Source organism: Lysobacter yananisis (assembly GCF_031199375.1).
Taxonomy (GTDB): domain Bacteria; phylum Pseudomonadota; class Gammaproteobacteria; order Xanthomonadales; family Xanthomonadaceae; genus Lysobacter; species Lysobacter yananisis.
Genome location: NZ_CP133568.1, coordinates 5,285,441 through 5,306,117, shown reverse-complemented (window position 1 = coordinate 5,306,117; position 20,677 = coordinate 5,285,441). Strand labels below are relative to the sequence as shown.

The following is a 20,677-nucleotide window of genomic DNA, read 5'->3' as shown; positions in this document are numbered from 1 at the left end:
CCATGCGCGTGCGAACGCGCTTGCAGCGACTGGATCAGCGAAGTCGACCTCGACGGCTTGCATGCGGCCGATAACGCCGCCTGCGACGCCGTCTTCCGTGTTGGGGCGTGGTTCGTGTTGAGGGCAAGGGAATGGATATCGCTGTAATCGGCATCGCCTGTCGTTTTCCCGGAGCGGACGACCATCACGCCTATTGGCGCAACCTGGCCGCGCGCGAAGCCAGCATCCGCGTGGTCCCCGGCGATCGCTGGGACTGGACCGCGTACTGGGGCGATCCGCGGGTCGAGGCGAACAAGAGCCTGAGCAAGTGGGGCGGCTTCATCGAGCGCGTGGACGCGTTCGATCACCGCTTCTTCGGCTTGCTGCCCAAGGTCGTGCAGACCATGGACCCGCAGCAGCGGATCATGCTCGAGCTGAGCTGGGCCTGCCTGGAGGACGCCGGCATCGCGCCCTCGTCGCTGCGCGGGCGCAAGGTCGGGGTGATCGTGGGCGTGTTCAACCACGACTACAAAGAGCTGCAGGAACGCGGCGAATCCGAGATCGAAGCGCACCATTCCACCGGCACCGCGACCGCGGTGATCGCCAACCGGGTCTCGCACTACTTCGACCTGCGCGGTCCCAGCATTCCGGTCGACACCGCTTGCTCGAGCTCGCTCAACGCGATCCACAGCGCGATCCAGGCGATCGAGTACGGCGATTGCGAAATGGCCCTGGCCGGCGGCATCAATCTGTTGCTGACGCCGACCCGGCACATCTCGTTCTCGAAGATGGGCATGCTGTCGCCGACCGGCACCTGCAAGACCTTCGACGAGCGCGCCGACGGCTACGTGCGCGGCGAAGGCGCGGCGCTGCTGCTGCTCAAGCCGCTGGACAAGGCGCTCGCCGACGGCGACAGCGTCTACGGCGTGATCAAGGGCAGCGCGGTCAATCACTGCGGCGACACCTATACCCTGACCTATCCGAGCCCGCGCGCGCAGGCCGAGGTGATCGTGGCCGCGCACGAGCGCGCCGGCATCCCGGTCAACAGCGTCGGCTACGTCGAAGCGCACGGCACCGGCACGCCCAAGGGCGATCCGATCGAATTCGAAGGACTGGCCACCGCGTTCCGCACCCTGGCCGAGCGCCAGCAGGTCGAGCTCGACGTCGGCTACTGCGGCCTGGGCTCGGTCAAGACCAATATCGGCCACCTGGAAGCGTCCGCCGGCGTCGCCGGCGCGATCAAGGTGATGATGGCCTTCCGCCACCGCCAGTTGCCCGGGCTGCACGATTTCGCCACGCTCAACCCGCGCATCAGCATCGACGGCACGCCGTTCTACATGCTCGACGCCACCCGCGAGTGGCCGCGCCTGGGCGATGCGCCGCTGCGCGCGGGCGTAAGCTCGTTCGGTTTCGGCGGCACCAACGCGCACCTGGTGCTGGAAGAGCCGCCGCAAGCGCCGGCGCGCAAGCCGTCGAAGGCGAAGCCGCTGGCGTGGCCGATGGGCCTGTCGGCGAAGACCCCGCAGGCGCTGCTGCAACGCCAGCGCGACCTGCTGGCCTGGCTCGACGATGCCGGCGCGACGGCCGAGGCGGCCGACATCAGCGCAACCCTGCTGGCCGGGCGCGATCATTTCGACTATCGCTATGCCTGCGTCGCCGCGAACGCGGCGCAACTGCGCCAGGCGCTGGTCGCGGCGGTGGACGCCGGCGAACGCGCCGAACGCGAGCGCGCGCAGGCCGGCGACGCCGCCGAGCCGGCGCCGGCGCAGATCGACGCCGCGCTCGCCGAGGCCGCGGCGGCGCTGTTGCTGCGCATGAGCGGCAAGTCGGCGCCGAAGGGCGCGCAGTGGGACGCGGCCGCGTGCGAACTGGCGGCGGCGTACGCGCAAGGCGCGCAGTTGGCGTGGGCCGGCCTGTTCCGCGGCCGCGACCTGCGCCCGGCCAAGCTGCCGACCTATCCGTTCGCGCGCGAACGCTTCTGGATTCCGCAGCGCACGCAGGCCGCGGCCGTCCGCGCCGACGGCACACTGCATCCGGCGCTGCACGCGCGGGTGCCGTCGCTGGGTGCGCCGCGCTTTTCGGCCCGTTTCGACGGCCGCGAGTTCTTCCTCGCCGACCACGTCATCGGCGGCCAGCCGGTGCTGCCGGCGGTGGTGTACCTGGAGATGGTGCGCGCGGCGATCGTCGAGGCGCTGGGCGAGCCGCTGCGCGGCGCACGCCTGCAACTGCGCGACGTGCTGTGGCTGCGCCCGCTGGAACAGCGCGACGCGCCGGTGAGCGTGCACGTCGATCTGGCCGCGGACGCCGACGGCGACGCGCTGGCCGGCCAGCGCTTGTCGTTCCAGATCGTCGCCGAGGACGGCAGTGCGGTGTACTGCCGCGGCCAGGCCGCGTGGGGCGAGGATGCGGCCGCCGAGGCCTGGCCGGCGGCGCCGGCCGATGCGGGCGCGCTCGAACTCGCCGCGCAGGCGTGCTATGAGCGCTTCGACGAAGCCGGCATGCGTTACGGCGCCGCGCATCGTGCGCTGCGTTCGCTGCGCCTGGGCGAGCAGGAATGCGTCGCCGAATTGGAACTGCCCGAGGGACTGGACGCGCAGTTCGGCCAGTACGTGCTGCATCCGAGCCTGGCCGATGCGGCGCTGCAGGCCGCGGTGGCCTGGAGCGCCGGCTTCGGGCCGGAACCGGCCGCCGCGCCGCGCGCGCGGGTGCCGTTCGCGCTCGACCGCCTGGACCTGCGCGCCGCGTGCACGCCGCGCATGCGCGCGCGCCTGCGCCGCGCCGACGGCAAGATCGATATCGAACTCAGCGACGCCGACAGCGGCCGCGTATGCGCGCTGCTGGGCGGCTTGAGCGTGCGACCGCTGCAGGCCGAGCCCGTCGTCGCGGCGGCGCCCGCGGCCGAGCTGCCGGCGTTGTCGCCAGCGCTGGCGGCGAGCGTGTACCGCCCGCATTGGAGCGCGCTGCCGTTGCCCGCCGCCGATGCGGTGCCCGAGCAGTTGCTGCTGATCGGTGCCGGTGCCGACGTCGATTGGCTGCAGGCGCGGCTGCGCGCCGACGCGCGCTACGCCGCCACCCGGATCGAGCGCCTGTGCTTCGGCGCATCGCTCGATACCGATGGCGACACCGTGCGCATGCGCGCCGGCGACTGGGACGACGCCCAGGCCGCCGTCGCCGCGCTGGCCGCGCGCGGCGCGTCGCTGGCCAAGGTGCTGTGGATCGCGCCGCGCGACGGCGCGCAAGAACCCGACCTCGGCGCGTACGTGGACGCCGGCGCGCGCAGCGCCTTCGTCCTGGCCAAGGCGATGCTGCGCGGGACCAAGAGCGCGCGCTTCGTGCACTTGATCGCCGACCCCGCGCCGCGCCCGGATGCGCAGGGCCTGAGCGGTTTCTACAAGACCTTGCGGATCGAGAAGCCGAGTTACTCCGGCCGCGCGGTCCAGTTCGATCCGAACGAATGGCACGGCGCCGACCTGGGCGCGCTGATCGCGGCCGAATTCGCCGGCGACGACAGCCACGCCGACGTGCGTTATCGCGAGGGCCGGCGCGAGGTCCGCGACTTCGTGGTCGCCGACGGCCGCGCCGATGCCGGCGTCGCCGCCGGCGCGGGCGCCGCGCTGCGCGAAGACGGCACTTATCTCATCACCGGCGGCCTCGGCGCGCTCGGCCTGATCTTCGCCCGCCACCTGTGCGGGCGCTACCGCGCGACCGTCTATTTGACCGGCCGCAAGCCGCCCAACGAAGCGCAGCAGCTCGAACTCGATGCGCTCAACGCGCTCGGCGGGCAGGCGCTGTATTTGGCCTGCGACGTGTCGCGGCGCGAGGACGTGCGCGCGGCCGTCGCCCGCATCCATGCCGACGGCCGCCGTCTCAACGGCGTGCTGCATTCGGCCGGCGTGATCGAGGACGGCTTCATCCTGCGCAAGGACGCCGAGTCGTTCGGTCGGGTGATCGCGCCCAAGGCGCTGGGCACCTGGCACCTGGACGAGGAAACCCGCGCCGAGCCGCTGGAGGTGTTCGCGCTGTTCTCGTCGGTGACCGGCGTGCTCGGCAACGTCGGCCAGTGCGACTACGGTTTCGGCAACGCCTTCGAGGACTATTTCGCCCACGCCCGCGAAGCCCTGCGCGGCCGGGGCGAACGCAGCGGCAAGACCCTGTCGGTCAACTGGCCGTACTGGAAAGACGGCGGCATGCGCCTGGGCGAGAAAGAAGAGCAGATGCTGCGCAACAGCTTCGGCATCGTGCCGCTGCTCAACGACGAAGGGCTGGCGATCTTCGAATACGGCCTGGCCCAGGCCTCGCCGCAGCTGGCGACCATGCCCGGCGACGCCGCGCGGGTGGCGCAGGTGCTCGGCGTGGTCGAGGCCGCGCCGGTCGCCGCCGCCGCCGTGGACAGCGTTGCGGCCGGCGCGGACGGCGACGATGCCGAGCGCCTGCGCCCGGCGATCGCGCGCCATCTCTCGCAGCTGTTCGCCGCTCACCTGCAGATCGCCGCGCACTTCGATCCCGACCGCGCCTTCCGCGATTACGGCTTCGATTCGGTGGTGATGATCGACCTGGTCAACCTGCTGGAGAAGGACTTCGGCAGCCTGCCCAAGACCCTGTTCTTCGAGCAGCAGACCCTGGCCGAGATGACGGCCTATTTCATCGAACAGCACCCGCAGGCCAGCCGCCGCGTCGCCGGACTCGATGCGCCGGCCGCGGCGCCGGCCGCGTCGGTCGCCGCCGTTTCCGCCGCCGCTACGCCGGTCGCCGCGCTGCCCGCGCGCGCCTCGGCGCCGGTGCGCCGCGCCGCGCCCGAGGGCCGCGACGACATCGCCATCGTCGGCATCTCCGGCCGCTATCCCAAGGCCGAAGACCTGGAGCAGTTCTGGGACAACCTGACCCGCGGCCTGGATTGCGTGGTCGAGATCCCGTCGGACCGCTGGGACATCGAAAGCACCTGGCAGCCCGGCCCGGTGACCATTGGCAAGAGCTACAGCAAGTGGGGCGGTTTCCTCGACCGCGTCGACCAGTTCGATCCGCTGTTCTTCAACATCTCGCCCAAAGAGGCCGAGATCATGGACCCCAGCGAACGCCTGTTCCTGGAGACCGCGGCGCTGGCGATCGAGGACGCTGGCTACACGCCGGACAAGCTGGCCGCGCCGCAGGGCGTGCGCGAGAACCCGGTCGGCGTCTACGCCGGGGTGATGTGGGGCGATTACCAGCTCTACGGCATCGAGGGCGCGCCCGACACCTGGACCACGCCGCACAGCCTGTACTGGGCCATCGCCAACCGCGTCTCGCACTGCTTCAACTTCTCCGGCCCCAGCATCACCATCGACACCGCGTGTTCGTCGTCGCTGACCGCGATCCACCTGGCCTGCGCGGCGATCCGCAACGGCGAGGTCGCGGTCGCGCTGGCCGGCGCGGTCAACCTGTCGCTGCATTTCAACAAGTACCACTTGCTGGCGGACATGCGTTTCCTGTCCAGCGACGGCCGCTGCCGCAGTTTCGGCGAAGGCGGCGACGGCTACGTGCCGGGCGAGGGCGTCGGCGCGGTGCTGCTCAAGCCGCTGGCGCAGGCGCAGGCCGACGGCGACCACATCTACGGCGTGATCCGCGGTACCTCGGTCAACCACGGCGGCAAGACCTCCGGTTTCACCGTGCCCAATTCCAAGCGCCAGGCGGCGCTGGTGCAGGAGGCGCTGGATCATGCCGGCGTCGATCCGCGCCACATCAGCTACCTGGAAGCGCACGGCACCGGCACCAGCCTGGGCGATCCGATCGAGATCGCCGGCCTCAACCGCGCGTTCGCCGCGCCTGCCGGCGCCGCGCAGGAACTGCAGTACTGCGCGATCGGCTCGGTCAAGTCGAACATCGGCCACCTGGAAGCCGCGGCCGGCGTCGCCGGCCTGAGCAAGGTGCTGCTGCAGATGAAGCACCAGACCCTGGTGCCGTCGATCCATTCCGACACGCTCAATCCCTACATCGAATTCCAGCGCAGCCCGTTCTACGTGCAGCGCGCGCTGGAGCCGTGGAAGCGGCCGAAGCTCGACGTGACCGGCGCCGACGGCGTTGCGCGCAAGGTCGAAGTTCCGCGCCTGGCCGGCATCAGTTCGTTCGGCGCCGGCGGCAGCAACGCGCACGTGATCGTCGAGGAATACATCGAGCCGCTGCGTCCCCAAGATCCGGCCGAACGCGGCCAGCCGGCGCTGATCGTGCTGTCGGCGCGCAAGGAGACCGCGTTGCAGGCGATGGCCGGCAATCTGGCCGATCACCTGGAGCGCAATCCGCAGCTGTCGCTGCACGACGCCGCCTATACCCTGCAGATCGGCCGGGTGGCGATGGAGCACCGCCTGGCGGTGCGCGCGACGCGGGTCGAGGACGCCGTCGAGGCGCTGCGCGCGCATGCGCAGCAGCGCGCGCACGCCGCGCTGCGCCTGGGCCATCGCGACAACGCCAAGCGTGCCGCGCAAACCCCGGCGCTGGCCGACTGGCTGGCGCGGCGCGATCTGGACGCGCTGGCCGGCGCCTGGGTCGACGGCCACGCGGTCGAATGGGAACGCCTGCACGCGCCGGGCGCGCGCCGGCGCCTGCCGCTGCCGACCTACGTCTACCAGCGCCAGCGCTACTGGGTCGCGCACTCCGGCGCCAACGCCCAGCCGGCTTCGGGCGCGGGCACCGGCGCGGCGGCGCTGCATCCGCTGCTCGACGCCAACGTCTCCACCCTGGACGAGCAGACCTTCCGCAAGACCTTCCGTCCCGACGAGCCGTTCCTGCGCGATCACCAGCTCGGCAGCAACCGCATCCTGCCGGGCGTGGCGTACCTGGAAATGGCCTTGGCCGCGGGCCGCCTAGCCGGCGGCGGTGCGGCGGTGCGCGCGCTGCGCGAGGTGCGCTGGCTCAAGCCGATCTTGATCGGTCCCGATCAGGTCAACGCCGCGCCGGAAAGCTACGACATCGGCCTGTTGCCCGATGAAGACGGCGTGCAGTTCGAGCTGTACCAGGCCCGCGGCGAATCGCGCACGGTCTATGCCCAGGGCGTGCTCGAATACGAAGACGGCGAAGCCGAGCAGGCGGCGACGCCGGCCGCGTTCGACCTCGACGCCATCGCCGCGCGCTGCCAGCGCCTGGAACGCGACGCCATCGATGCCGCGTTCGCGCGCATGGGCTTCAACTTCGGCCCCGGCTTCCGGGTGTTCGAACTGCTGCATTTCAACGCCGAGGAAGCGCTGGCCCGGCTCGGCGTGCCGGCCCAGGGCGAGACCCAGGCGCTGGCCGGCTACACCTTGCCGCCGTCGCTGCTCGACGGCGCGGTGCGCACCGCGCTGGGCATCGACCATGGCCTGGTCGCGACCGCGACGACGATCAAGGTGCCGGTGCGGCTGCGCCGGATCCAGGCGCTGCATCCGGTGGGCGGGCAGTGCTACGCCTATGCGCGCAAGGTGCAGGCGCCGGGCGCGCCGGCCGAGCAGAGCCACTACGACATCGACGTGCTCGACGGTTCCGGCCGGGTGCTGGTGCGGCTGGAGCGGCTGAGCATCCAGGCCGCGCCGCAGCTGGGCCTGGGCCGCAGCGCCGCGCCCAAGAGCGAGGCGGTCGTCGCCAGCGCCGCGCCGGTCGCGGCCAAGGCCGCGGCGCCGGCGGCGGTCGTCGCCGCCGCGCCCGCGGGCGCGGCCAGCGACGAAGCCATGTACGCGGCGATCATCGCCCATCTGGTCGACCTGCTGTCCAAGGTCACCAAGGTGCCGGCCGACCAGATCGAACCCAAGAGCGCGCTGGAGAACTACGGCATCGACTCGGTGATGATCCTCACCCTGACCGAGCGCCTGCAGGTGACCTTCGGCGAAGTGCCGAAGACGCTGTTCTTCGAATACCAGGACCTGCACAGCCTGTCGGAGTACTTCCTCGACAGCCATGCCGACACGGTGCGCGCGCTGGTGGCGGCCAACGTACCGGCGTCGGTACCGGCGTCCGCGCCGGCCGCGGCGGCGCAGCCCGCCGCGCAGGCGGCGCTGGCGCAGCTGGCCGCGGTCGAAGCGGCGCCGGCCGAAGCCGCGTCGGGCGCCGATGCCGCGCGCCTGCACCTGTTGCTGCAACACCTGCTCGGCGAGGCCGCGCGCGACTGCGGTGCCGACACGCCGCTGGCGCAGTGGCCGCTGGACCCGGTCAACCTGATCGAGGCCTTGCACGGCCTGCGCCAGCTCTACGACGGCGTCGAGGACAGCGCGGTCTATCGCCACGACAGCCTCGCCGAGTGGGCCGCGCAGCTGCGCGAGAAGCCGGCCGGCAGCGCCCGCGCCAGCCGCGCGCTGGCCGCGATCGCCGGCGCCAGCCTGGAGAGCGCCGGCGCCGAAGACGCGCAGCCGCATCCGGCCGAAGCCGCCGCGCCGCGCCCGCGCGTGCCCGGCGCCTCGCGCCTGATGGCGCGCAGCGCCGCGCTGGAGCGCCAGGACATCGCCATCGTCGGCCTCAGCGGCCGCTACCCCGGCGCGCGCACGGTCGAGGACTTCTGGAACAACCTCAGCGCCGGCCGCGACGGCATCAGCGAGATCCCGCTGTCGCGCTGGGACCACGCGCCGCACTTCCATCCCGACCGCAACGCGCGCGGCATGGTCTACAGCAAATGGGGCGGCTTCATCGACGACGTCGACCAGTTCGACGCCGAGTTCTTCCACATCTCGCCGCGCGAGGCCGAGATCCTGGACCCGCAGGAGCGGCTGTTCCTGCAGACCGCGTGGGAATGCATCGAGGACGGCTGCTACACCCGCCAGTCGCTGCGCGAGCGCGAGGTCGGCGTGTTCGTCGGGGTGATGTGGGACCACTACCAATACCTCGACGTCACCGACGAACAGCGCCGCTACGGCCGGCCGATGGCGCTGCATTCCTCCATCGCCAACCGCGTGTCGTATTTCCTCAACCTCAGCGGCCCGAGCCTGGCGCTGGACACCATGTGCTCCTCGTCGCTGACCGCGATCCACCTGGCCTGCCAGGCGATCCGCAACGGCGACTGCCAGATGGCCATCGCCGGCGGCGTCAACCTGATCGTGCATCCGGTCAAGTACCACCAGCTCGCCCAGGGCCAGTTCCTGTCCACCGACGGCCGCTGCCGCGCGTTCGGCGACGGCGGCGACGGCTACGTGCCGGGCGAGGGCATGGGCGCGGTACTGCTCAAGCCGCTCAAGCAGGCGATCGAGGACGGCGACCAGATCCACGGCGTGATCAAGGCCTCGGCGGTCAACCATGGCGGCAAGACCAACGGCTACACCGTGCCGAACCAGGTCGCGCAGAGCCAGGTGATCGGCAAGGCGTTGCGCCGCGCCGGCTGGCATCCGGGCAGCGTCGATTACATCGAGGCCCACGGCACCGGCACCTCGCTCGGCGATCCGATCGAGATCGCCGGCCTGTCCAAGGCCTTCGCCAGCGCCGCCCAGGACGCGCTCAAGCAAGCGCGCGGCCGCGACGGCGAAGGCGCGGTGGCGCCGCAGTCGTGCCGGATCGGTTCGGTCAAGACCAACATCGGCCATCTCGAATCGGCCGCCGGCATCGCCGGGCTGACCAAGATCCTGCTGCAGATGCGCCACCGCAGCATCGCGCCGTCGCTGCATGCCACGCCGCTCAACAGCAACATCGACTTCGCCAAGACGCCGTTCCGCGTGGTCCAGGCGCTGGAGCCGTGGGACGCGCCGGGCCGTCCGGGCGTCGCCGGCCTGCCGGCCGCGCGCCGCGCCGGATTGAGTTCGTTCGGCGCCGGCGGCGCCAACGCGCACCTGCTGATCGAAGAGCACGTCGCGCCGGTGCGCGCCGCGGCCGCGGCGCAGCCCGCGCTGTTCGTGCTTTCGGCCGACAGCGAAGAACGCCTGGGGCTGTATATCGACCGCGTGGTCGCCTTCCTCGAACGCGCCCGCGCCCACGGCCGCACGCCCGATCTGCGCAGCCTGGCGTATTCCTCGCAGATCGGCCGCGAGGCGATGCACGAGCGTGTTGCCGTGGTCGCCTCCAGCGTGGCCGAACTGACCCAGGCGCTGGCGCAGTACCGCAAGGGCGAACTGCCCGCCGGCGTGCACCGCGGCAGCCTGCGCAAGCACAACGAAAAGCTCGAAGGCATCCTCGACGAAGCCCAGCGCGACGCGCTGCTGCGCAGCCTGGTCCAGGCCGGCCGCCTGCCGCAGCTGGCCAAGGCCTGGGTGTCGATGCTCGACGTCGACTGGGAGCGCTACGCCGACCTGCTGTACGCCGATGCCGGCGGCGCGCGCCGCGCGCCGGCGGTGCGGCGCCTGTCGTTCCCGGGCCTGCCGTTCCTGACCCGCCGCCACTGGGTGCAGCAACGCGCCGCGGCGGGCGAGGGCGAGGCGGTGGAACGCCTGCATCCGCTGCTCGACCGCAATCTCTCGACCCTGACCGAACAGCGCTACGCCAAGCGCCTCACCGGCAAGGAGTTCTACCTGCGCGACCACGTGGTCGCCACCGGCGAGCCGCGGCTGATCCTGCCCGGCGTGGCGTATCTGGAAATGGCCCGCGTCGCCGGCGAACTGGCGATGGGCGGCGAGTGGACGGTCGATGCGATCCGCAACCTGATCTGGGTGCAGCCGGTCGAGGTCAAGGACGCGCCCGAGGACGTGCACGTCGAACTGCGCCAGAACGGCGAAACGGTCGAGTTCGAGATCGTGCGCGCCGCTTCGCGCGACGCCAATGTCGAAGGCGAGCTGGTCTACCGCCACCGCGACGAGGCGCCGGCCGACGAATGGCTGGACCTGGACGCGCTGCGCGCCGCCGCGGTGTCGACCGAGTCGCTGGAACCGGTCTACGCCGGTTTCCATCGCATGGGCTTCCACTACGGCCCGGCGTTCCGCGTCACCCAGACCCGCTACCGCCTCGCCGACGGCGCGCTGTGCAGGCTGTCGCTGCCGCAGCCGCTGCGCGAGGAGGCGGGCGAGTTCGTCCTGCATCCCTCGCTGTTCGACGGCGCGCTGCGCGCGTGCCTGGCGATCGGCGCCGACAGCCGCGAAGCGACCGTGCCGATCGTGCCGTTCGCGCTCGGCGAACTGGAACTGCGCCACCCGCTGACCGAGGAGTGCTACGCCTACGCGGTCGAGACCGGCGACGGGGCCGAAGCGACCGGCCTGCGCAAATACCGGATCGTGGTGACCGACGCCGACGGCCGCGTGCTGATCAAGCTGCACGACTTCTCGGCGCGGCCGCTGGTCAAGGCCGAACCGGCGCCGGCGCGCAGCCTGCAGTACTACCGCTACGAATGGCTGGACGCGCCGGCCGCTGCGGCCGGCGCCGCACTCGATGGCCGCAACGTGCTGGTGCTGGCGCCGCGCGCCGGATCGATGCAGTCCCTGGCGCAAGCGCTGGCGCAATCGCTGCCGACCGCGCGGGTGCTGCTGGCGCAGCCGGGCGAGGGCTTCGAAGCGCTCGCCGACGATACCTTCCGCTACGACCCGGACAGCGCCGCCGGCGCCGACGCGCTGATCGCGCACCTCGCCGCGCAGGATCTCGCGCCCGCGGCGATCGTGCAGGTGCTGGACGAGGCGCCGGACTTCGCCGCCGCCGCCGACAGCGGCGACTACGCCGCCGTGCAGCGCAGCGCGCAGTCGCTGCGGCACCTGTTCGTGGCGCTGGAGCGCAGCCTGCCGGGCCGCGCGCTGCGCTGCGCTTGCGTGCACCGTTGCGATGAGGACGCGGTGCAGCCGCAGCACGATGCGGTGTCCGGTTACGCCAAGTCGCTGCTGACGATCAATCACCGCTTCGAACTGTTCACCTTGCGCAGCGACCTCGACGACGCCGCGGCGCTGGCCGCCGTCGTCGCCGCCGAACTGCAGGCCGGCGGTTCCCAGACCGGGCACGAGATCGCCCACTGGAACGGCCGCCGCCTGCTGCGCGCGCTGTTGCCGCACCAGCCCGCCGGCGCCGACGGCGCCGACGCGGCGCTGCCGTTCAAGCCGCGCGGCCGCTATCTGATCAGCGGCGGCGCCGGCAAGCTCGGTCTCGTCGTGGCCCGCTACCTGGCTGCGCGCTTCCAGGCGCGGTTGCTGCTGACCGGCCGCTCGGCCCAGCCGAACGAAGACACCCAGCGCCAGATCCAGGCGCTGCGCGCGGCCGGCGCCGAAGTGCAGTACTTCGCCGCCGACGCGGCGCGCCCGGGCCAGGCCGAGGCCGCGGTGGCGCAGGCGCGCACGGCCTGGGGCGGGCTCGACGGCGTGATCCACTGCGCCGGCGTGGCCAGCGACCGCGCGATCCTCGAACTCGACGACGCCGGTTTCGCCGAAGTGCTGGCGCCCAAACTCGACGGCACCCTGGCGCTCGACCGCGCCAGCGCCGGCGAGGCGCTGGATGTGTTCGTGACGTTCTCCTCGGTGTCGGCGCAACTGGGCGACCTCGGCTCGGGCGCGTACGCGGTCGGCAACCGCTTCCTCGACAGCCATGCGTTGTGGCGCGAAGCGCAGCGCCGGCAGGGCAAGCGCTCGGGCAAGACCGTGGCGATCGGCTGGCCGCTGTGGGCCAGCGGCGGCATGGAGATTTCCGGCGAGGACGCCTCGCTGTTCGGCTTCTCCGGCATGTCGGCGCTGAGCGAGGCCGAAGGCCTCGACGCGTTCGGCCGGCTGCTGCGCGGCGATCAGGCGCAGGTGCTGGTGGCGGTGGGCGATGCTGCCAAGATCGCGCGGACTTTGCGCGTGCATGCGGCATCGTCGGAGCCGGCGTCGTCGGAGCCGGCGGCGCCGGCGCAGACCGCCGCGCGCACCGTCGCCGCGCCCGCCGCGCTGCCACTGAAGGCCGCGCCGGCGACGGTGCGCGACGCGGCACCCGCATCCGTCGCCGCCGCGCCCGCGCCCGCGGCGGGCGACGACTTCGCCCGTCGCGCCGAAGCCTTGCTCAAGCAGCGCCTGTCGGTGGTGGTCAAGGCCGGCGCCGACGACATCGGTTCCAACGTCAGCTTCGAGCAACTGGGCATGGACTCGGTGATGCTGATGGAGCTGCGCGACAGCCTCAGCCGCGATTTCGCCGGGCTGCCCAAGACGGTGCTGTTCGAACACGACACCCCGGCGCGGCTGACCCAGTACCTGATCCAGCAGCACGGCCCGGCGCTGCGCGCGCTGGTCGGCGAACCCGCGGCGACGGCCGCCGCGCCCGCCGCAACGACGCCTGCCGCGGCGCCGGCGCCCGTCGCGCCGCGCGCCGAACGCAGCGCCTTGCCGGTCTCGGCCAAGCGCCGTTCGGCGATGCCTTCGGCGCAGCCGCAGGCCGACGACGCGGTGGCCATCGTCGGTTTCGCCGGACAGTTCCCGCAGGCGGCCGACCTGGCCGAGTTCTGGGACAACCTGCAACACGGCCGCGACTGCCTCGGCGCGATTCCCGACGAGCGCTGGCCGGCGGCCGCCGCCGACGGCGCGCGCCGCGGCTATGCGCGCCGCGGCGGCTTCCTGCCCGACGTGGACCGTTTCGATCCCGGCCTGTTCCGCATGAGCCTGGAGGAAGCCTCCAAGCTCGACCCGCAGCTGCGCGTGCTGCTGCGCGCGGCCTGGCACGCGGTCGAGGATGCGGCCTACACGCCGCAGGCGCTGGCCGAGCAGCGCGTCGGCGTCTACGTCGGCGCGATGAACGAGGACTTCACCTGGATCATGGCCGAACTGCAGGCGCGGATCGGGCGCTATCCCGGCCCGGGCTCGGTGATCAGCGAACTGGCCAACCGGCTGTCGTTCCTGATGAACTTCCGCGGCCCCAGCCTGACCGTGTCGACCGCGTGCTCGTCTTCGCTGACCGCGGTGCATCTGGCGCGGCGCGCGATACTCGACGGCGAATGCGAGCTGGCCCTGGCCGGCGGCGTCAACCTCAGCCTGCATCCGAGCAAGTACCTGATGCTCAACGACATGAAGGTGCTCTCGCCGGACGGCGTGGAACGCACCTTCGACGACGCCGCCAACGGCCTGGTGCCGAGCGAGGGCGTCGGCGTGGTGATGCTCAAGCGCCTGAGCCGCGCCCAGGCCGACGGCGACCGCATCCACGCGGTGATCCGCGGCTCCAGCATCAGCCATGCCGGCACCGGCGCGGGCCAGTACTTGCCCAACATCCGCGTGCTGGAAGAGACCGCGTCGCGCGCGCTGGCCGAAGCCGGCGTCGCCACGGAGGAACTGGGCTACCTGGAAAGCCACGGCACCGGCACCGAACTGGGCGATCCGATCGAACTCAAGGCGCTGGCCAACGCGCTGCGCCGCGGCAGCGAGGCCGACGGCTTCTGCGCCATCGGCAGCAAGGCCAACCTCGGCCACATGGAGGCGGCCTCGGGCGTGTGTTCGCTGATCAAGGTGCTGCTGAGCATGCGCCACGCGCGGCTGTCGCCGTGCGCGCGGCTCAAGACCGTCAACGCCTCGTTCGACCACGAGCGCTCGCCGTTCCGGTTCCCGCGCGAAGCGCAGGCGTGGCCGGCCAATGCGCGCGGCACCCGGCTGGCGGCGATCAATTCCTTCGGCATGGGCGGCTCGAACGCGTTCGTGGTGCTGGAGTCGGTGCCGCAGCCGCCGCCGTCGGCGGCCGCCGACGCGTCGGTGGTGCTGCTGTCGGCGCGCAGCGAGGAGCGCTTGCGCGCTTATGCCGAGCGCCTGCTGCGCGAGTTGCGCGAGGAGCGCATCGACGCGGCGGCGTTGGCGGACCTGGCCTATTCCAGCCAAGTCGGCCGCGTCGCCTTCGATCACCGCTTGGCCATCGTCGCCGCCGACCGCGCGCAACTGGCGGCGCGGCTGGTCGCCTATCTGGAAACCGGCGCGGCCGCCGCGCGCGGCATCCATGCCGGCGATGCGCGCCAGTCCGGCGGTTTGGCCGAGCTGCTCGACGGCGAGGCGGGGCGCGAGTTCGTCGAAGCGCTGATGCAGTCGCGCCAGTGGGACAAGCTCGGCTCGATCTGGACCCGCGGCGGCGAGATCGACTGGGCCGGCCTGCACGCGGGCGCCGCGCGCCGGCGCCTGTCGTTCCCGGGCTATCCGTTCGAAACCCAGGTCTGCGACCTGTACGCCGCGGTCGGCGCGCAGCGGCCGCAGCCGCAGCCGCTCGCGCCGATGGCGGCGCCGGAAAGCGCGGAGGCCGAAGCCGATGCGCTGCCGCAGCAGTGGTTCCAGCGCGACGGCGCGACCGCCGTCGCGGCGTCGGCCGATGGCGAAACCGAGGGCGAGGATGGCGACGCCGGCGAAGAGCTGGCCCGCCGTTACTGGCTGGACTACCTGCGCGATCTCGCCGACACCAGCTTCGCCCTGGCGCCGTCGGTGCTGAGCGCGCGCGGCGATACCAACGAGGACGAAGGCGAGCGCGCCGCCGCGCCGCTGCGCAGCGTCAGCGGCCGCCTCGACGAGGAACTGGTGCGCAGCCTGCAGCGCTGCACCCAGGCGCACCGGATCGAGGTCGAGACCCTGGTCGCCGCGGCCTGGGCGATCCTGGTCAACCGCTACACCAAGGCGCGCTGCTCGCAGTTCGGCGTGCTGCGCTCGTTCGCCGCGCCGCGCGCCGGCGAGGGCGAGGCCGACGCGCAGCCGCTGCGCAACCTGGTGCCGGTGCGGGTGTGCACGGTCGGCCGCGACAAGGTCGGCGGCTGGCTGGCGGCGCTGCAGCGCACGCTCGACCGCAAGCACGCCTACGCCCACGTGCCGATCGACCGGATCGAGCAGTGGACCGGGCAGGAGCACCTGTTCGACAGCGTGATCGTGTTCGACCGCGGCGGGCCCGATCGCGAGCGGGCCGAGCCGCTGGCCTCGGCGCTGTTCGCCGCGCAGAGCCGGGTGGCGATGGAACTGGCGGTGACGGTGGATGCCGACGCGATCGAACTGAGCCTGCTGTATCCGTCCGGCAGCGACGACGACGCGGCCGCGGCCGTGTTGCTGGAGCACTTCCAGGCGCTGCTGGAGGCGCTGGCGGAGAATCCGGACAAGAACCCCGCGGCCCTGGCCATGCGCAGCAAGCGCGAAGGCCGCGAAACCTTCTGGAAAACCCTGGACAAGGTGAACCAATGAGCGCACCCGCGACTTCGCCGGCCGGCATGAAAGTGCTGGTCACCGGCGCCAACGGCTTCGTCGGCCTCAACATCGTCGAGCAGGCGATCCGCGCCGGCCATCGCCCGGTGGCTTACGTGCGCGAAGGCTCCAACGTCGCCCACCTGGCGCCGATGGGGGTCGAGATCGTGCGCGGCGAACTCTCCGACGAGGCCGCGCTGACCGCGGCGCTGCGCGGCGCCGGCGGGGTCGTCCACACCGCCGGCAACACCAGCTGCAACCGTCGCGACTGGCCGGCGCTGGAAGCGGTCAACGTGCACGGCACCCGCACCGTGGTGCGCGCCGCGCTGGCGGCGGGAGTGCCGCGGCTGGTCTACACCAGCACCACCTCGACCGTCGGCGCGGTCGACGATCCCGCCCGCCGTAGCGACGAGGACCGGCCGCTGCGCGGCTTCCGTTCGCGCAGCCCGTATGCGCAGAGCAAGTTCCTCGGCGAGGAAGCGGTGCTCGACGGCGCGCGCCAGGGCCTGCACTGCGTGATCCTCAATCCGGCCGAAGTGATCGGCGCCTACGACCACAACCTGCAATGGGGCCGGATGCTGCTGGCCGTGCAGCACAACCAGGTGCCGTTCCTGCCGCCGGGCGGCGGCAGCTTCTGTCACGCCGCCGACGTCGGCCGCGCCCACGTCGCCGCGCTGAGCCAGGGCCGCTCGGGCGAGCGTTACCTGCTGGCCGGCCACGACGTGCGCTACGTCGATTTCCTCGACGCCATCGGCGAGGTCCTCGGCAAGGACTTCGACCGCCCCGGCGGCGACTACCAGCGCCTGTACTACAAGACCCTGCTGCAGGAAAAACACCCGCATCTGCTACCCGGCGAACCCATCGTCGAGGCCTACCGCATGCGCGTGTTCGCCGGCAGCTACTACTTCGACAGCGCGAAGGCCGAGCGCGAGCTGTCCTACCGTTCCGCCCCGCTCGCACACATGTTGCGCGACTGCGCGGACTGGTATCGCCGCAACGGCTATTTCGGCCCGCAGGCGCAGGCCGAGGCCGAGGCGCAAGCCCCGGCCGAAGACGCCGCGCTCGCATAAGCGCACACCCACTACATCTGACCAGAGGACGCATCCATGGACTCCCGCGCGCTGATCGAACTCGAACGCCAGCCCTTCAAGCAGCGGCTCGCCTTCCAGTATTCGCTTTACCTCAACGAGGTCGAGCAGGGCTTCATGACCGGGCGCGAGGGCTTCGGCCCGGTCGACCGGCGCATGAAGTACAAGGACCTCAACAGCGACCAGTTCAACGACGTGCTGGTGTTCGGCTCCAACAGCTACCTGGGGCTGTCGAACGATCCCTACGTCAAGGCCAAGGTCATCGAGGCGGTGGAGAAGTACGGCATCGGCTCGGGCGGCTCGCCGGCGTTCTCCGGCTACACCCGCCAGCACAAGGAGCTGGAACAGCGCCTGGCGGCGCTGGCCGGCCATGAGGACGCGGTGCTGCTGCCCGGCGGCTACATGGCCAACCTGTGCTGGGTCAACGGCCTGATGAACCGCAACGACATCATCGTCTACGACAAGAACAGCCACGCCAGCGTCATCAACGCGATCAAGATGACCAACGTGCCGTTCTACACCTTCGATCCGGAGCGGCTGGAGGAGTTCGAGAAGCTGATCGTGCGGATCAAGCAGAAAGCCAAGCCCGGCGTGCAGATCTTCTCCACCGTCGAGGGCGTGCGCTCGATCGACGGCACCATCATCGAGCTCAAGCAGTACCTGGAAATCTGCCGCGCCCACGACATCATCGTCATCCTCGACGACGCCCACGGCCTGGGCACGGTCGGCAAGCACGGCCGCGGCACGCTCGAACACCTGGACCTGATGGGCCAGGTCGACCTGCGCATGTCCACCTGCTCCAAGGCCATCGGCGCGCAGGGCGCGTTCGTGTCCGGCAGCAAGGAGCACATCTTCCTGCTGCGCAACTTCTCCTATCCCTACCTGTTCACCTCGGGTCTGGCCCAGCCGACCATCGCCGCGATTTCCGCCGCGCTGGACGTGATCGAGCGCGAGCCGGAGCGGATCGAGCGCCTGCACGCCAACGTGCGCTACATGCAGGACCAGCTCGAAGCGCAGGGCATGCGCATCATCCGCGGCGACTCGGGAATCATCCCGGTGTTCTTCAGCGAGGACGGCGTGGTGCGCAAGATCAACCGCGCGCTTTATCGCCGCGGCCTGTTCGCCAACATCATGGAATACCCGATGGTGCCGCCGGGCCTGGAGCGCCTGCGCCTGTCGGTGATGGCCACCCACACCCACGAAGAAATCGATACCGCGGTCGAGATGATCGCCCAGGTCGCGCGCGAGCACGGCGCGCTGTAAGCGCCGCGCGCGAGCGCGGCCCGCATCAGCAACGAGTCGAAAAGGAGAGCAGCCATGAGCAAGCAAGACGAAGCGACGAACGCGGTTCTGGACGTCATCAACGACATCAAGAAAACCGGCTTCACCCGCGATACGGTCGATCACGATTCCTACCTGGGCGGCGATCTGGGCGTGGATTCGCGCGAGATGCTGGAGATCTGGTACGAGCTGGAACAGCGCCTGGGCGTGGCCGTGGGCGACGCCGAGAAGCGCGACTTGTACACCCTGGGCGATGTGGTCGCGCTGTTGCAGCGCAAGCTCGAAGGCGCCGACGCGGGCCGCGAAGCCGTCGCCGCCGCCTGAGCCGTCCCGCCACGCGGCCGGCCCGCGCCGGCCGCGCGCGCACGCACACCATTGCGCACGCAGCGCAACGCCAGAGAGATGCACGCATGACATCGGTTTGGGTGTTCCCGGGACAGGGGTCCCAGCACAAGGGCATGGGCGCGGCCGGTTTCGAGCGCTATCCGCACCTGGTCCGCGAAGCGGACGAGGTGCTGGGCTATTCGATCCGCGAGCTGTGCCTTGAGGACGCACTGGACGGCAAGGGCGACCTGCTGCGCCAGACCCAGTACACCCAGCCGGCGCTGTTCGCCGTGTCGGCGCTGGCGTTCCTGGAACGGCGCGACCGCGGCGATGCGCTGCCGGCGGTCTACGCCGGCCACAGCCTGGGCGAGTTCGCCGCGCTGTTCGCCGCCGACGCGTTCGACTTCCGCACCGGCCTGGCCCTGGTCGCCGAGCGCGGCCGGCTGATGGCGCAGGCGCCGCGCGGGGCGATGGCGGCGGTGATCGGCATCGACCAGGCGCGGGTCGCGCGGTTGCTGGCGGAATCGGAATTCGACCGGATCGACCTGGCCAACGTCAATTCGGCGATGCAGACGGTGATCTCCGGCGACTTCGACCAGATCCAGCGCTGCGAAAGCTTGTTTACCGACGCCGGCGCGCGTTTCGTCCGCCTCAACGTCAGCGCCGCGTTCCACTCGCGCTTCATGCAGGACGTGCAGGCGCGCTTCGCCGACTTCGCCGCCGGTTTCGAACTGCGGCCGCTGCGCGCGCAGGTGATCGCCAACGTCAGCGCGCGGCCGTATCCGGCGCAGGACTACCGCGACCTGCTGGTGCGCCAGATCACCCATCCGGTGAAGTGGTACGAATCGATGTCGTGGCTGCTGGCGCAGGGCCCGGTCGAGTTGGAAGAGATCGGTCCGGGCGACGTGCTGACCAACCTCCAATTCAAGATCAAGCAGGCGCCGCTGGCGTTGAGCGAAGCGCCCGCGGCCGCCGCGGCGCCGGCGCGGGCCGCCGCGCGCGATGGCCGCCCGCGCACGGTGTTCATGTACTCCGGCCAGGGCTCGCAGTACTACCTGATGGGCCAGGAGCTGTACCGCCACAACGACGCGTTCCGCGCGGCGATGGACGCCTGCGACGCGTTGCACCGCGCCCACACCGGCCGCGGCATGGTCGCCGAGCTCTACGACGACAGCCGCAAGCATCACGACATGACCGACGTGCGGCTGTCGCATCCGGCCTTGTTCAGCCTCGGCTACAGCCTGACCCAAGTGCTGATCGACGCCGGCATCGAGCCCGATGGCGTGCTCGGCTACAGCCTCGGCGAGTACGTGGCCGCGGTCGTCGCCGGCGCGATTTCGCTGGAGGACGCCATGGCGCTGGTGGTGCGCCAGGCCGGCCTGCTCGACCAGCAGACCCGCGGCGGCGGCATGCTGACCGTGCTGACCTCGGTCGATCACTTCCAGCGCCATCCGCAGCTGTACGCCGGCGCGGCCCTGGCCAGCGTCAACTTCGGCCGCAACTTCGTGGTCAGCGCCGCGCAGGAGACCTTGCAGGCGATCAAGCAGCGGCTCGACGAAGTCGACGTGGCGTCGCTGCTGCTGCCGGTGGATCACGCCTTCCATTCGGCCGGGGTCGATCCGATCGAAACCGAGTTCCGCCGCCACGCCCAGGCCGTGCGCAGCCAGGCGCCGCGCCTGCCGATGTACTCGGCGATGCGCGGGCGCGAGGTCGAGGCCTTCGACGCGCAGTACTTCTGGGACGTGATCCGCCAGCCGGTGGACTTCCACCAGTTGATCGGTTCGCTCAGCCAGGGCGAGCCGATCCGCTTCGTCGACCTCGGCCCGACCGGGACCTTGTCGGGCTTCATCAAGCACGGCTACGGCGACCGCGTCGCCCACGCGGTGTCGATCAACCAGTTCGGCCGCAACCTGGAAACGGTGCAGCGCCTGCTCGGCCAGTTGGCCGCGTAGCCGCGGCCGCGCCGGCGCAGCCGTCCCCACATCCGCAACCCGCAGACCGCAGCACGCAACGGTGGAGAGCAAG

At 71.4% G+C, this 20,677-nt stretch carries 5 protein-coding genes; all 5 read left to right on the top strand.

Annotation, left to right across the window (positions count from 1 at the left end):
- Nucleotides 1–131: 131 nt before the first annotated feature.
- The 5 genes from RDV84_RS21655 to fabD all read left to right on the top strand — a co-directional run bounded on the left by RDV84_RS21655 (nt 132) and on the right by fabD (nt 20,604).
- A complete protein-coding gene (locus RDV84_RS21655) occupies nt 132–15,959 on the top strand; it encodes an SDR family NAD(P)-dependent oxidoreductase (RefSeq protein WP_309151546.1) in 15,828 nt (5,275 codons plus the stop codon).
- Nucleotides 15,956–17,029, top strand: a complete 1,074-nt coding sequence (locus RDV84_RS21650; protein WP_309151545.1) for an NAD-dependent epimerase/dehydratase family protein — start codon at nt 15,956–15,958, stop codon at nt 17,027–17,029. The genes RDV84_RS21655 and RDV84_RS21650 overlap by 4 nt, the downstream gene beginning before the upstream one ends.
- A 36-nt stretch (nt 17,030–17,065) precedes the next feature.
- Nucleotides 17,066–18,310, top strand: coding sequence for an aminotransferase class I/II-fold pyridoxal phosphate-dependent enzyme (locus tag RDV84_RS21645; RefSeq protein WP_250442931.1), 1,245 nt, complete (start codon nt 17,066–17,068; stop codon nt 18,308–18,310).
- 54 nt (nt 18,311–18,364) lie between these two features.
- Entirely contained in the window at nt 18,365–18,652 is a 288-nt protein-coding gene (locus RDV84_RS21640) for an acyl carrier protein (RefSeq protein WP_057947281.1), read from the top strand.
- A gap of 86 nt (nt 18,653–18,738) precedes the next feature.
- On the top strand, nt 18,739–20,604 hold the full coding sequence (fabD, locus tag RDV84_RS21635) for an ACP S-malonyltransferase (protein ID WP_082644427.1): 1,866 nt from the start codon (nt 18,739–18,741) through the stop codon (nt 20,602–20,604).
- Nucleotides 20,605–20,677 lie beyond the last annotated feature (73 nt).

Coding starts and splice junctions, on each gene's coding strand:
- RDV84_RS21655 (WP_309151546.1), top strand. CDS start 132: ATGGATATCGCTGTAATCGGCATCGCCTGTCGTTTTCCCGGAGCGGAC.
- RDV84_RS21650 (WP_309151545.1), top strand. CDS start 15,956: ATGAGCGCACCCGCGACTTCGCCGGCCGGCATGAAAGTGCTGGTCACC.
- RDV84_RS21645 (WP_250442931.1), top strand. CDS start 17,066: ATGGACTCCCGCGCGCTGATCGAACTCGAACGCCAGCCCTTCAAGCAG.
- RDV84_RS21640 (WP_057947281.1), top strand. CDS start 18,365: ATGAGCAAGCAAGACGAAGCGACGAACGCGGTTCTGGACGTCATCAAC.
- fabD (WP_082644427.1), top strand. CDS start 18,739: ATGACATCGGTTTGGGTGTTCCCGGGACAGGGGTCCCAGCACAAGGGC.